Origin of the sequence: Saccharomonospora sp. NB11 (assembly GCF_015910535.1) — a bacterium.
Lineage (GTDB): Bacteria > Actinomycetota > Actinomycetes > Mycobacteriales > Pseudonocardiaceae > Saccharomonospora.
Genome location: NZ_JACBJG010000008.1, coordinates 1 through 13978, shown reverse-complemented (window position 1 = coordinate 13978; position 13978 = coordinate 1). Strand labels below are relative to the sequence as shown.

Sequence of the window (13978 nt, the reverse complement as noted above, 5' to 3'; positions counted from 1 at the left end):
GCTGCTCGTAGCTTTCGCGGTCATGAAGAACAGCCGAGTGTGCCGGTCCTGGCCGGGGCGTGTGCCGACTGGCACGAGAACCGGATCGCACCCCATGCCGTCAGCACCTGAGCAGGCCGACGAGCAGGTGGAGATGGATGCGCCGCCGACGGCCGCCGAGGACGAGGGCAGGCACGGTGAATGTTGACGAGCTGGCGCGCGCCGATCCTGCGTTGCAGCGCCTCGGCGACCTCGTGCGTGCCGGGTGGCAGTTCGAGCACAAGCTCAATGACGGGGAATTGCAGCAGATCAACGGTTGCCGTGCGACGGGCCGTTATGTCGACGGGCTACGGGTGCGCGACCGTGAGGATGCCGCCGGCCGCCGCTGGGACCGCGCCGACGGCCACGTGATCTGGTCGGCCGAGGGCAGCCTCACCGAGGTGATCGACGCGCTGATGTCGCTGCCGGAACCTCCCACGCGCTCACCGAACAGCTGACCGACGCTGGAAACCCTGCGAACCGTCCAGCTCGCCCGAGGTCCGATGGAACGCTTTCCATTTGCCGCCCATGCGCTCCACCCTGATCACCACCGAGAACGAACGCTGCTTATTCGCCCCCTCGTCGTCTTCCGACGAATATCAGGCACCGTTGAGGCAACACCGAGGGACCCCGGACTATGCGGCGGAGGACGGATGCACGGCCCTCACCCACGCTGTGTCAGACTGAATGAAAACGACCGGTTGGCCGGATAAAGGCCCAGGTCAAGAAGTGTCGGCCCCGCGCACGCGGGGATGGTCCCGTCGGCGCCTCCAGCGTCTCCGAGAGCGGGTCGTCGGCCCCGCGCACGCGGGGATGGTCCCCGCCCTTGATCACCACGTCCTGCTCCGCGTACGTCGGCCCCGCGCACGCGGGGATGGTCCCCGCAGTGGTGCGGCCCCGATGGCCAGTGGCTCGTCGGCCCCGCGCACGCGGGGATGGTCCACCAGGAGAGGTTCCGGTCGAGGTGTGGCGGGCAGTCGGCCCCGCGCACGCGGGGATGGTCCAGTCCGCCCTTTCGGCAGCGATACCAGGTCGGCCCCGCGAAGGATGCCGAGCTGCGCGTCGGCCGCGTGCATGGAGGACACCGCTGGCGGATTCGGGTGAAACCGAGGCCGAGGTAGAGCAGACCACTCAACTACACCTACGGGACGCGTGGCAGTGGCCCGACCTCCCGCGCGACGACGTGATCGCGCAAGCACAAGCGGCATTGCACCAGAACGACGAGCCGACACTGCCGATCCTGCGGTCCGTACTCACCGAACTCCAACGACTGACCACAGACACCCGAGCCAGCTAGGGAAACCCACAAACGCCCGATAGCCCTTCTCACCGCCGCAAGAGAACACGAACTGGCCCCCTGCGACGCCACACCGCGGACATCGGGCACCGTAGAGAGCAACAAGCCCCGACCATGGGGGTTGACCTCTCGGAGAACACGTGCACAACCCACGCCCACGCTGTGTCAGACTGAATGAAAACCGTTCCTTGGCCGAGTAAACCCGCAGGTCAACAAGTATCGGCCCCGCGCACGCGGGGATGGACCGGTGATGTGACCCCAGCAGCGGGCGAGCTCACGATCGGCCCCGCGCACGCGGGGATGGACCCTTCGTGATCATTCTCCCGCGGTGGATCAGGGGATCGGCCCCGCGCACGCGGGGATGGACCCGCCCCGCCCCGGTGGGCGGGTGCCCGTCGAGAATCGGCCCCGCGCACGCGGGGATGGACCTCCGGTACCCGCCGGGGCGGCGTGGCACCCGCGATCGGCCCCGCGCACGCGGGGATGGACCCTCGAGGGCCGCCTCCGTCACCGACAGCGGAGCATCGGCCCCGCGCACGCGGGGATGGACCGGTCGCGGGCGAGTTGGCGCGAGTCCTCGGCGGATCGGCCCCGCGCACGCGGGGATGGACCAGTTGCCGGGTCATCTCCGACGGGTCTCCATCCATCGGCCCCGCGCACGCGGGGATGGACCGCGATTCGTTTTCGCCGTCCGCGTCGACGCCGAATCGGCCCCGCGCACGCGGGGATGGACCCGTCTTGGGATCGTGCTTCGCTGCGTCGTGGTGATCGGCCCCGCGCACGCGGGGATGGACCTGTGACGTCGTAGAACCCGACGCCGCCACGGCCATCGGCCCCGCGCGCACGCGGGGATGGACCACTGTCGAGCTTGTTCCGGATCGTTCGTCAGCAATCGGCCCCGCGCACGCGGGGATGGACCAGCGACAGGCCTGCTCACGGTCGCGCCGCTGGCCATCGGCCCCGCGCACGCGGGGATGGTCCAGCGCGTCGTACACGCTGACTCCCTTGGAGGAATCGGCCCCGCGGCCCCGAAATACTCGGTGCTCGCGGCTTCGAGGTCGGCGGCTACCGCGTCAGACCCACACACGAGGGCTGTTTACGAACTACCGACTCGTCACAAACGCTCTCGGCGAACCCAACGCAGACCGTTGCTCCCCTGACTGTGCGCCGGTGGACTAGACCCACCGCCAAGGGTCGCTCGCGCAATCAGCTGCGTGCTTCCCAACGCAATAACGCTTGTCATGGCGGCTGGTTGCTCGGGCGTATCGCACTCGCGCTCGCCGTCTACTTACGCAGCCCGTCAAACGGGCGGCACGAGACCAGCGATTGTGCTCGTCGCCGCAGCCCCGGAGATGGGGGGCCGCTTTACGTGCCCAATCAAGTACCGACCGCTAACCTGACGAGTGATTCTCTTCGCAGAGTGCCCGCAGCCTGGCCAGGGGTTTCGCGAAGAGGACACGACTACGCGAACGAGGTGATCCGCGTGCACGTCGATGAACTCGCCGGGAAACCCGTTGGGGGCCGGATTCAGGCATACCGGGAGCGACGCGGAATGTCCCGCCCGGTCCTTGCCGGTCTGGTCGGCCGTTCCCCCGACTGGCTCAAGAAGGTCGAGCGCGGTCACCTGCTGCCGCCCCGGCTGGGCATGCTGGTGAAGCTGGCCGACGCGCTCGGCCTGCACGATGTCGCCGCACTCACCGGAGATCAGGCGATCACGGTCAGCGCCGTCCGCCGGGAAGGTCACGAAGCCGTGCCCGCGATTCGGGAAGCGATCGAAGAGACCGTCCTCGTGGTCGACCGGGACGCGCATCACGACGTGACGGATCTGGTCGACCGGGCCGCCTATGCCTGGCGGGTGTGGCACACCTCGGCCACGCCACGTGCCGATGTCGGCCGTGTGCTGCCGTCGTTGTTGCGGGATGCGCGTCGGGCCGCCCGTGTGCTCACCGGCCCCGACCGTCGCACGGCGAACACCGCGCTCGTCGCCGCATACGCGCTGGCGGAGCAGGCGTTGGCATGGGTGTCCGACTCGGCGTTGCTGTGGTTGTCCGCTGACCGGTGCCTGACGGCCGCCGAGCAGGCCGACGACCCGGTGAGCCTTGCCGCCGCAGCATGGGTTGTGGGCAACGTGTGGCGGGCGACGGGCCGTGAGGAAGACGCGCTGCAGCTCGCGGTCGACGCGGCCGCCGTGCTCGCACCGTATCTCGATGGCGAGGACGACACCGTTCGTGCCCTGTGGGGTGCGTGTCGACTGCACGCGGCGATCACGGCCGCGCGACTCGGCCGTGAAGGCGACGCGTTCCGGTATCTCGACGACGCCGACACGATCGTGCCGCGGCTCCCTCACAGCTATGCGCATCCGTGGACGTTGTTCGGCCGCGCCAACACTGACCTGACCGGAGTGTCGGTCGCCGTCGACCTCCGCAAGGGTGGAACTGCGCTCGACAAGGCCGACGCCGTCGACCCGGACGCGATCCCGTCTCGTGATCGTCAGGCCCGACTGTGGCTGGAAACCGCCCGCGCGTATGCCCAGCGACACGACTACACCGGCGCGCTCCACACGCTGCAACGCGCCACGGCAGCGAGCACGGAGTCGATGCGTTGTCATCCGCTGTCCCGGGGGTTGGCCGCCGAGTTGGTGACATCAGGTGGCCGGTTGATCCAGCAAGACGCACGAAGCCTCGCGTCGCAGCTCGGCGTTCTCACCTGACCGTGCGAGGGGACAGAATGTCCCCCTCCACGTGGGGTGCTGGCGTGTACCGCGCGCGGTCGTCCGCCCCGCCTACCGTCCGCGCATGAGTTGGAACAGCGGATCATGTCGCGTCGGGGGCCGTGCTATGTGGACGGGACAGGAACCGACACCGGCCGCAACCACTGACGACGAGCAGGAAGTCGCGGCTGTGTCGTCGAGCGACGAGGGCGGTGAACGGTGATCGCCCGCGACCGCGAACTCCTGACGCGACTGGGACGGGTGAACGCCGGCATCGGCGAGGTCGTGCTCGCCCTCATGGCCGCGCAGGACGGCGGCGAACTTCCCTCGGCTGAGCTTCGCGAAGTCGGCCGGGCATTGCGGACTCTCGCCGAAGACATGATCGTTCGCGCCGACGAACTCGACACCACGGCGGTGGTCGGTGCTCAGTGATGCCCCGACCGCTCCGAAGCCGCCGTGGTCGATGACCGTCCGACGCGGCCTCTCGGTGACCTGCTGCATCCGCCGATATCTCGGCCTGCACAACTCGGGCTCTCAGTTGGCGGTTCAGACGCCGGATGAGGTTGAGACGTTGCCTCAGGACATCGATCATTTCGGTACCACGCGCGCTGACGTTCGCGATACCGTCGGCTGCATGCAAGTCGGGGCTACGGGAACGTGTCAGCCCCGCGTGCTCACTGCACCGAGCCCTTGCCCAGGCGATCGACCTCCGCCCATGCCCCGCCAACCAACGACTACCTCCGCCGGAGAACGGATGAGCCCCTACCCGTCCCATGACAGACTGAATGAAAATCGTTCCTTGGCCGAGTAAACGCCCAGGTCAACAAGTGTCGGCCCCGCGCACGCGGGGATGGTCCCTGGCCATCTACCGGGATGAGGAGTTCGTGTGGGTCGGCCCCGCGCACGCGGGGATGGTCCGCTCGGCCGTGGCTGATGTGCCTGAGCCTCGGCGTCGGCCCCGCGCACGCGGGGATGGTCCCAGAAACCCGGCCGTGGCCATCCCCACGACCGAGTCGGCCCCGCGCACGCGGGGATGGTCCGTCGCGTTCGGGCTGGTCCACACCAGCCGGGCAGTCGGCCCCGCGCACGCGGGGATGGTCCCACCTACATCACCACGCGCTTCTGCTGGATCACGTCGGCCCCGCGCACGCGGGGATGGTCCGGCCCGGGCCGACGACGTCGGTGTCATGAAGGCGTCGGCCCCGCGCACCCGGGGATGTCCTGACGCAGTGCGCTTCGATCCCTGATCGCCACGGCCACTCTGGGACGTGCTCGTTCCACTGGAGCACTGAGAGCACACTCCACACCCACTCCGGAAGCGAAACGGAAGGCGCTGCTCAACATCATCGGAAACGGGCTGTACCTGCTCGTGATCGCCGCTGCCGTCGTGTTCCTGGTCGTCGTCGCGATCAACAGTGATGGCAGTTACTCGCTCGGTCCGCTGCTCGGGCGTGTCGCGCTCGTGCTCGCCGTGATTTACCTGCTCATGCGGTTCGTCAAGTGGGCGACACGAAGATGGCAACCGCGCTCGCCGAAGCGGCCCCGGACACCACACGGTGCCGGGGCCGCTTGCTGTTCGGGGTGACGTACCGATCGGCTCCTGGCTCCGCTGTGCGGCGGACCCTTCGCGTGATGCGCCCCGCATGAGGAACCCTGGGGCGACGCGGAGGAGTCCCGGCCACGCGACGAAGGGGGCACCCCCATGCAGGAGATCGGCGCACGCATCAAAGCCCTACGCGGCAAGCTACTCACCCAACAGCAACTCGCGGACGCTGCGAGCGTGTCGGTGGACGTGATCCGCAAGCTGGAACAAGGCACCCGCAAGACCGCCGCGATCGGCACGCTCACGAAGATCGCCCGCGCTCTCGACGTGTCCCTGCCCGAGCTTCTCGGACAGCGCGCCTCCGTACCCACCGGTGAAGCGGACGGCGGCGTGGTCGCACTTCGACAGGCCCTCTCTCCCGTCGACGACCTCATCGGCGACATCACAGGCGAGCCCATCACGCTCGACGATGCGCGCCGCGCCGTCGACTACGCCTGGTCGGCGTACTGGGGTGGCCAGTACGACCACCTCGCCACCATCCTGCCGTCCACGTTGCCGCAGTTGCGAGCCACCATGCACGCTGCCGATGCAGCCCAGCGATCCGCCGTGGCTGAGTTGCTTGCTCGTGCCTACTGGGTCACCGGCTGCACCCTCGTCCATCTCGGCCAGACCGACATCGCCTGGCAGTCCATCCGTCTCGCCCACGACACCAGCGGTCACGGCTCCGACGAGCTCCTTGCCGCCACCATCCGCGGGTCGATCGCGTGGCAGCTCCTCGTGCAGGGCCGTTACGACGAGTCCCACCGCGTCGCTGTCCGCACTGCAGAGACGATCGAGCCCCCGCGGGGACGTTCCGTTGCCGCACCTGTCCGCGTACGGCAGCCTCATCATCACCGCGGCCACAGCGTCCGGCCGCGCGCGGCGCGTCGGTGAAGCGCAGCACCTTGTCAGTCAGGCCACCGCAGTGGCAGGCCGCATGGGCGTGGACCGCCACGACTACGAGACCTACTTCGGCCCGTCCCAGGTTGTGATGCAGACCGTCGATGTCGGCGTGGTCACCGAGGACTACGCGGGCGCGCTCGACGCCGCGAAACGGATGCCGCGTGGCACCACGCTGCCGTTGGCGTCCCGGTGCCGGCACCTCGCCGACCAGGCGCTCGCGCACGCCCGTCTTGGCCATGCCCAACAAGCCGTGGACGCGTTGCTGACGGCCGAATCGATGGGGCCCGACTGGATTCGACACCAGACGCTGCCACGCCGCATCGTCGGCGAGCTGCTGGAACGTGACCGGCAGTCGCGCCTTCGGAGCCTTGCCCGCCGCCTCTCCGTCACTGGATAGCCCGGTCGGGTAGTAAAACATTCCGTCCTACTACGACATGACGGTGCGGGCTTACGTTCCATGTATGAGCTGGAACAGCGGATCGTGCCGTGGTGGGGGCCATGCATTGTGGACGGGGCAGGAACCGACGCCGGCCACGACCAGGTCTGAGGACGAGCAGGAGATCACGGCCGCGGCGTCGAGTGACGAGGGTGGTGAACAGTGATCGCCCGCGACCGCGAGCTGTTGGCGCGGCTCGGGCAAGTGAACGCGAGCATCGGTGAAGTCGTGCTCGCGCTCATGGCCGCCCAGGACGGCGGCGAACTCCCCGCCCGCGGACTCCGCGAAGTCGGCCAAGCGCTACGCATGCTGGCTGACGACATGATCACTCGCGCCGACGAACTCGACGGCACGGTGGTGGCAGGTGCCGGATGATGCCCCGACCGCTGTGCTCAGTGCCGTGGTGGACGACGGCCCGACGCGACCACTCCGATGCCTCGCCCCCACGCCGACCATGTGCCCCACCGCCGACTCCGACACCACGGAAAGCTCGGGCGGCGCTGTATCAGCCCATTACACCGCGGCTGAGCCTGTACGAAATGTGCTCGCCGGTCTCCGACGGCTGTAGCCATGCCGCTCGGGCTGCCGCTGCCACGGCCGCCCGAACCGCCCTTCCCGGTCGACGCAAGTCGAGCGTGCATGCCCGGCTCCCGCGACGATCCCCACGCCGATCAAACCCCACACGCCGTGGTCGTGACCCCACGCTTTGAGGCATGACTCGCGCCGGGGCAGAGAGTACGTCACGAATTCATGATCGAACCGTGAACAACCGTCCTGCGGTCTCTTCGATGGCTGCCCCACCGCGGCAGTCAGCGTCGTCTCTCATCGCGGAGGGGTTGTGAGTGATCAGTCGAAGATCTCGGTGACCTTGACCTTGATTTTCCGGTAGTTGCTGTCAACGACGAGGTACCAATGGTCGTCGTAGGGCACCTCCAAGACAACCGGGCTGACGTCGTAGAAGCCACCGAACCACTCGTACTCATCGCCGTCGAGGTATGCCTGGTACTGGTCGACGTCCATGAGGCAGACTCTGGCGGTCGACCCTCGCAGCGATACCTCGAAGCAGGCACCGCCTGCGCAAGATCCAAGATTCCAGTAGAGATGGTCCACACATAATTAGTACCGAGCGACGCAATAGTCAGGAATCCGACGATCAGGCCGAGTTCTATGGCCGCCACGTTCGCCACCACCTTTCGGCACAGCATCGTGTGCGCGGTGGAACGTGGCGTTGTTCGGTCCTGGATTCGGCAGCAACGTAGCGCGTCGAAGTCCCGCTCCGGACGGAGCGACCTCCACAGCCTTTGCGGTCGGTGGCCTGCTGCCCCCTCAGCATCTCGGCTTGCACAACTCGGGCTCTCAGTTGGCGGTTCAGACGCCGGATGAGGTTGAGACGTTGCCTCAGGCAAGTCGATCATTTCGGTACCACGCGCGCTGAGGTTCGCGATACCGTCGGCTGCATGCAAGTCGGGGGAAGAGCTCCGGGAATGTGTCAGCCCCGCATGCTAACGATCTCGTTGCACCAAGCCCTTGCCCAGACGGTCGATCCCGCCCACATGCCCCGCCATCCAACGACTACCTCCGCTGGAGAACCGACGACCAGCCCCTACCCGCCCTGTGGCAGACTGAATGAAAATCGTTCCTTGGCCGAGTAAACGCCCAGGTCAACAAGTGTCGGCCCCGCGCACGCGGGGATAGTCCTCGCTCCTGCCCGGCACGGCGTCCCGGCGCGGAGTCGGCCCCGCGCACGCGGGGATAGTCCCACGCTCATCTGATCGTCACGCCAGTTCACACGGTCGGCCCCGCGCACGCGGGGATAGTCCCACGCTCATCTGATCGTCACGCCAGTTCACACGGTCGGCCCCGCGCACGCGGGGATAGTCCGCGCGAAGCGCCGCCGCGACCCATCCCTGGCCCGTCGGCCCCGCGCACACGGGGATAGTCCCTCCAGCGGATGTCGGCGCGGACTTCGCCGTTGGCCGGCCCCGGGCACGCGGGGATAGTCCCTCCCCGGCAGCAACCCGCGGCCAAGGGATCGTGAGACCGCGAAATCACCCGTCAGGAGTAGTAACCGTTGGTAGGAGCGGTGCCCGTTGACTGCCGTGAGGCTCTGGAGGCAGCGAACGGCAAGGGTTCATGGACGAAACCATGGACAGCCAGCCAGCCTCATCTATCGAGCCGCTCCGGGACCGGGGAGCGCAAGCTTGGCAAACGCTCGCACTGCGGCCGGCCACCTCAAGCCGATGGAGGCGGGACGTTGCTGGTGGAGAGCCCGCACCGTCAACCACTCAAGAAATGTCTACCCTTCACATTTCTGACCCCTATTTGCATACTACTTGAAATGGGGGCAACGGGGGCGATCGAGCTGAATTAAGGAATCAACGACAAGGATGTCTCGCATCCCTGATCGGAATATCAAACCATACTCGCCAGCCTTCGCCATTGCCGTGCTGACCCTAGCTCGTTCACTAGAACAGATGCGCGTTCGTACTGTCGACGAGCATCTATATTGTTGCCCTTCATAGCAATGGCAAGGTCCACTTGCAAGGAAGCATGTGCGCGGGCGAAAGTCTGGTCGAGGCGGCTGAGACAATCTTTTAGCACAACAATCGCCTCAATCGATCCGAGACGGGCGAGGGCATGTCCGCGCCACCTCTTGAGATGGACCTCGTCTAGCGTGACGTGAGGGCCCGCCACATCGTGCGGCTGCGGACAGAGCAACTCGTCGGCGTCATCGAAGGCTCGGAGGGCTGCAACGCAGCAGTGGTCCGCCGCGTATGCCTCCCCGCACGCAGCAGCCAGCCACGATGTAAGGATGCGCGGCGCGTAACGCCGCGCATCCTTACGGACACGTTCAAGCATTTCGACCGCGTCCTGAGTCTCGCCCATATCGATCAGGACGAACGCCTGTTCTGCCGTAGCGTGCGCTTCGAACGACTTGTCTCCGGACTCCCGCGCGGCGGCCTTGGCTTGTTCGTAGTATCGCCACGCGGTGGCCATCTGTGCGCGGTCGAGGGCTTGCCAGCCTGCGAGGGTGCAGAGTTCGCACAGCAAGGCCGCTAGTCGGGCACGTGTGCTCGGCATGGTCGAGTGCTGCATCAGTTCAGTGGCCTGCTGCACCTTCGCCGCTACTTCGGCCTGGACTGCCCGGGCTCCGAGTTGACGGTCCAGCCGCCGGATGAGGTTGAGCTGTTGCCGCAGTACCTCGATCACTCCGGTGTCCACACGCGCTGAGGTTCGCAGTCGGGCACGGAACTCCTGTTCTTTGGTGTCCAGCTCGGCCTGGTTATCACCCGGCACGTACGGCGAAAGCAGGACGTCTATCGGCATGCCGAAGATGCGCTCCAGCAGCCGTGCCGTCGCCGGGCGGGGCTTGCCCAGGGGTCTGCCATTCGGTCCCTGGCCTGCGACCAATCGTTCCAGGTGTCGTTGGCTGAGGGTTCCGGGTTCGCCGTGGTCGCGGGCGAAGCGTTCGGCGTACTCGGTGAACTCCTGCAGCGTCTCTTTGCGCACGTCGCGTATCTGGTGGTCCAAGACAGTACGCGGACGCCAGGGCTCGGATGCGCCCGGCTGGTCTGTGCTCCCCATATGTCGGCCTCGTGTCGGGTCCGTGTCGTTCTGCTGACGTCACCGCTGATTGCACGCTGGTTTCAGGCTGTCACAGATCGTGGCTGCTGGTGATCAGCTTGCGAACTTCGGGAGGGGATCAGCTTGGATACGGGCCGGTCGTTGTATGTCGTCTGGCATCGCTGCGACGTCGATGGGCTGGAGCATGCGGTCACCGACGAGGAGTTCGCGCACGGGCCTCGCCGCGCCCATGGGTTGTTCCGGGCGGTGTGCGGGCACGTGACACGGCCCGGATCGATGCTGCTTGCCTCGGAGGCGACCTGCGCGGCGTGCAGCGATCGTCTCGCGCGCAATCGAGAGTTGCTCGCAGCCCGGCAGACCACGGCGGTTCCGCTGCAGCGTCACGGCGCGCTCCGCCGCGCGTTGACGCGTTTCCGAGCTCCGGTCGTTCCCTTCCCCGCCGTGGTGCCCTCCACGCGGAACGGCCGGACCCCTTCCCCGGCAGGCACGGGCTGCGACCCCGACGCGTCCGTGTCCGCCGGACACCACGGCAGGCGGTAGGCATGGACGAGCTACTGGTGCTGGCTCGCCCATTACGGGGCACCGTTGGCGAGACACGGCGGGTGTGTCACGTGTTCGTGCTGCCACGCGGGGAGAAGCCGACGCGGTTGACGGCCTTGTGTGGCACCGAATTCGGTCCGGGCCGGCTTGAGTTGCTCGACCGCCCGACCGGTATGCCGTGCGTGGCGTGCCTGCATAACGCTCCCCCGCCTCGACTGCTCGACGGTGAGGAGGCAAGCGCATGAGCGAGCCGGAAGGCAACATCGAGCGGCGGCTTGCCGCGATCGAGCGGCGGATGGCGCACCTGGTTCGGCAGCTCGACTCGCTCGCCGACGCGCTCGCTGAGTCGCGTGACGGCACAGCCGCCCACGACACGCGAACACAACCGGAACGGCCCTCCAAGGGTGATCGTGACGGCTCTCGCTGGTGGCGCCACAGGTGTCACAGACGCCGTTTCCGCAGGTAGAAACGACTGGGCTCCCGTCACGGCAGGTGTGACGGGAGCCCAGTGCTTGTGACGGCTCACAAATCCTCGACCGCAGCGCGAATGTCGGCGATGAGGTAGCCGCGCACCTGCCGTGTTCTGCCGTCCTCGGTGGGGACGCGCTTGCGTTGTGACGAGCAGCCGAGGTCGCTCATCTGCCGTCCGAATGCGTTGGGTTCGACGTCGAGTGCGTCGACCAGCTCGGCCGTGGGCACGAACTCCCGGTCGTCCGTGTGCGTGTCGAGGTACTCGACGACGGAGGCGAGCGGTTCCGGGAGGCCCGCCGCCGGTTCAGGATCGCTGCCCGCGCCGATGGCTTTCACCACGGCCGCATGATCGATGCTGAGTGCGGTGTCCTCCCCCGCTGCGTGGCCCGTGAGTGTTCCGCCATCCACCACCGGGTCCGCAGCCTCCATGTCGCACGGCCCCTATGCACGAGCGACGAGGTGTTCACGAATTCCCGGTCGTCAGCGTTCACGAGTTTTCACCCCGCCTTCTACCTCGGCCGCGAGTGCGTCCGCCAGCCGCGACGACAACCCACGCGAGCAGTCGGGGACCTGCCGAACCCATGCCAGAGAGCTCGTCACGCCGGGCGTCCATGTCTGCCGCGCGTCGGTTAGGTAGTCGGCGAATAGCTTGCGCCGCAACGGTTGACATACGTCGCCGCGAGTGTGAACCACTTCGCTCGCCGCACCTACCGGCCCGTGGAGACCTGGTAGCGCGCGGTGACCTGCTCGGGTTGATTTCAGCGAAAGAAGTGATTTCAGCGTGAAATGGACAGGCGGATGCCGATTTTGCGAGGTCGGCCCCATGCGGCTTGGCCTGGGCGTTGATCTCGCCTCCGAGGCGGACCACGGAGGAATAGGTGACCGAAGACTGGGCGGCGGTCGCGAGGGCAATCAACGAGCGCATGCACGAGTTCGGGCTGCGCCAACGCGAACTGGCGGAACGTTCGCACGTCTCGCAGGCGAGCGTTCCTCGCGTTCGCGCACGCCGCCTCCGACGACCGCGACCAAGCTCAGCAATACGCCCTCCAAGCGCGGTAGTTCGGTAGGCAGATCAGGTCCGACCGGCACCTACGGCGACTGCGCGGTCTGGTGTTGCCGACGAGCGGGTCACGACTTCTGTGAGTTCAGGTAGTACAGCAGCGCAACCAACGTGCCCGAACCGAGAAGCTGCTGCCGCTGGGCGAGTTCGTTGACCCGTGACAGCGGCACCCACTCGACGCGGCCGACTTCCTCGGTATCCGTGGGGTCGCCGATGTGCTCGGCACCGCGCCACAGGTAGATGTCCGTCGGCGCGGTGACCTGGCCTGGAAGTGGCTCGAAGCTGACGAGGTGCTCACCCTCCCCCAGCGGACGCCAACCGCTCTCCTCAGCCGCCTCCCGCGCAGCCGTGGCAGCCGAGTCCTCGCCCTCGTCGACCAGACCACCGAGCAGCTCATAACCCCACTGGTCCGTGGCAAAGCGGTACCGCCACAGCATCAGTACCTCGTCGCGGTCATTCACCACCAGGGAAATCGCGATCCGGGCCAGGTGAACGACGTGGTACTCCCAACGGTTGCCGTTGGGAGCCTGCACGTCAACCAACCCCAACCGCACCCACCGGTTGTCATAGACGAACCGCTCACCAAACGTCTGCCATGAACCGCGCTTATCACTCACGACGCACAGGTTACGCGGCTCACTTGGGCCGCCCCGTTGTTCAGTCCACCGCAAACCATCTGGGGGAGTACAGACCGAGGTGTAGCTTCCCTTAGGAATACAGCTAACGCTGCATAATATCCTGCTCGCGTGAAGGCCGTAGAGGCGCCGCTCTGGCTAGCCGTCCTCGCCATGCTATCCGCCGCAGCATTAGGGGCAGCCGGGCCGATCGTAAGCTCCCTCATCAACACTTATAACGCCAGAAAAGATAAGGAGCTTGCCTGGAAACGAGAGCGATTCACTGAGTCGGTCAAGATTCACCACGAACACGATGCTCAATGGCCGGAAGTCCGAATCGAGAAGTGCAGTCTACTGATATCAGCCGTCCGGCAGTGCATGGAAGCGCTAGCACACGCCGAGCCGTCAGCAGTTCCGTTGCCGAGTAGCGCCGCAGGGCATGAGTTTATTTGTTTCAGTATCGAGGCGGGTTGGCCATCTTCTTATGTCGGTTCGACACCGCATCCAGCGGGTACGACTTCGTAAGGTCGCCGCGCATGCCAGCGAAAACGTAGGATTTTCATCCCAGTTCGCACCCAACTCTGCGAACGAGGCTTGGCGGCGCCGTTTGTGCTCACTCAGTGAACCGTCGTCTAAGAGCGTGTCTCACTTGGCTTGTTTGAGCTTCTTGAAGCAGGTCAGTGCGGCGGCGAGGGCGAGGAAGCCTTTGAAGGCATCGGCGCGGCGTTCGTAGCGGATGGTCAGGCGTCGGTAACCGGCCAG

10 protein-coding genes, 2 pseudogenes and 3 CRISPR repeat arrays are annotated in these 13978 nt (G+C 66.6%); of the genes and pseudogenes, 7 read left to right on the top strand and 5 right to left on the bottom strand.

Features of this window, described 5'->3' with window-relative positions; all coding sequences use genetic code 11:
• The first annotated feature begins 176 nt into the window (after positions 1 to 176).
• From JAV51_RS13465 to JAV51_RS13445, 6 genes are all read left to right on the top strand, one after another.
• The gene (locus JAV51_RS13465) at positions 177 to 476 is read left to right on the top strand and encodes a hypothetical protein (protein WP_197321057.1); all 300 of its coding nucleotides are present in this window, start codon (positions 177 to 179) and stop codon (positions 474 to 476) included.
• 273 nt (positions 477 to 749) lie between these two features.
• A CRISPR array of direct repeats spans positions 750 to 1077; the repeat unit is 28 nt; unit sequence GTCGGCCCCGCGCACGCGGGGATGGTCC.
• A 456-nt stretch (positions 1078 to 1533) separates the two neighbouring features.
• Positions 1534 to 2364: direct repeats of the CRISPR family, unit length 28 nt; unit sequence ATCGGCCCCGCGCACGCGGGGATGGACC.
• A gap of 371 nt (positions 2365 to 2735) precedes the next feature.
• Positions 2736 to 4025, top strand: a complete 1290-nt coding sequence (locus tag JAV51_RS13460; protein ID WP_307845881.1) for a helix-turn-helix transcriptional regulator — start codon at positions 2736 to 2738, stop codon at positions 4023 to 4025.
• 219 nt (positions 4026 to 4244) lie between these two features.
• A complete protein-coding gene (locus JAV51_RS13455) occupies positions 4245 to 4457 on the top strand; it encodes a hypothetical protein (protein ID WP_197321055.1) in 213 nt (70 codons plus the stop codon).
• A 397-nt stretch (positions 4458 to 4854) separates the two neighbouring features.
• A CRISPR array of direct repeats spans positions 4855 to 5248; the repeat unit is 28 nt; unit sequence GTCGGCCCCGCGCACGCGGGGATGGTCC.
• Between the two features lie 479 nt (positions 5249 to 5727).
• Positions 5728 to 6501 carry a helix-turn-helix domain-containing protein gene (locus JAV51_RS13450; RefSeq protein ID WP_231642186.1) on the top strand — a complete coding sequence of 258 codons (774 nt, stop codon included), beginning with the start codon at positions 5728 to 5730 and terminating at the stop codon, positions 6499 to 6501.
• Positions 6425 to 6907 (top strand): hypothetical protein, encoded by a 483-nt coding sequence (locus JAV51_RS20275; RefSeq protein WP_231642312.1) that lies wholly within the window; start codon positions 6425 to 6427, stop codon positions 6905 to 6907. Before JAV51_RS13450 ends, JAV51_RS20275 begins: the two co-directional genes overlap by 77 nt.
• 201 nt (positions 6908 to 7108) lie before the next feature.
• Positions 7109 to 7321: a hypothetical protein gene (locus tag JAV51_RS13445; RefSeq protein ID WP_197321054.1), complete on the top strand. Its 213-nt coding sequence runs from the start codon at positions 7109 to 7111 to the stop codon at positions 7319 to 7321.
• Positions 7322 to 7792: 471 nt separating this feature from the next.
• Here JAV51_RS13445 and JAV51_RS13440 read toward each other — a convergent pair whose 3' ends face one another.
• The 3 genes from JAV51_RS13440 to JAV51_RS13430 all read right to left on the bottom strand — a co-directional run bounded on the left by JAV51_RS13440 (position 7793) and on the right by JAV51_RS13430 (position 11971).
• Complete coding sequence (locus tag JAV51_RS13440; RefSeq protein ID WP_197321053.1) at positions 7793 to 8056, bottom strand: DUF1883 domain-containing protein; 264 nt, start codon at positions 8054 to 8056, stop codon at positions 7793 to 7795.
• 1302 nt (positions 8057 to 9358) lie between these two features.
• On the bottom strand, positions 9359 to 10456 hold the full coding sequence (locus JAV51_RS13435) for a hypothetical protein (RefSeq protein WP_307845880.1): 1098 nt from the start codon (positions 10454 to 10456) through the stop codon (positions 9359 to 9361).
• 1137 nt (positions 10457 to 11593) lie between these two features.
• Entirely contained in the window at positions 11594 to 11971 is a 378-nt protein-coding gene (locus JAV51_RS13430) for a hypothetical protein (RefSeq protein ID WP_231642184.1), read from the bottom strand.
• A gap of 449 nt (positions 11972 to 12420) precedes the next feature.
• Here JAV51_RS13430 and JAV51_RS20260 point away from each other — a divergent pair.
• Positions 12421 to 12532: pseudogene (locus tag JAV51_RS20260) on the top strand (XRE family transcriptional regulator); the annotation flags it as partial.
• A gap of 138 nt (positions 12533 to 12670) precedes the next feature.
• Here JAV51_RS20260 and JAV51_RS13425 read toward each other — a convergent pair.
• Positions 12671 to 13219 carry an NUDIX domain-containing protein gene (locus JAV51_RS13425; protein ID WP_197321051.1) on the bottom strand — a complete coding sequence of 183 codons (549 nt, stop codon included), beginning with the start codon at positions 13217 to 13219 and terminating at the stop codon, positions 12671 to 12673.
• A 642-nt stretch (positions 13220 to 13861) separates the two neighbouring features.
• A pseudogene (locus JAV51_RS13420) lies at positions 13862 to 13978 on the bottom strand (IS5/IS1182 family transposase); the annotation flags it as partial.

Coding starts and splice junctions, on each gene's coding strand:
- JAV51_RS13430 (WP_231642184.1), bottom strand. CDS start 11,971: ATGGAGGCTGCGGACCCGGTGGTGGATGGCGGAACACTCACGGGCCAC.
- JAV51_RS13450 (WP_231642186.1), top strand. CDS start 5,728: ATGCAGGAGATCGGCGCACGCATCAAAGCCCTACGCGGCAAGCTACTC.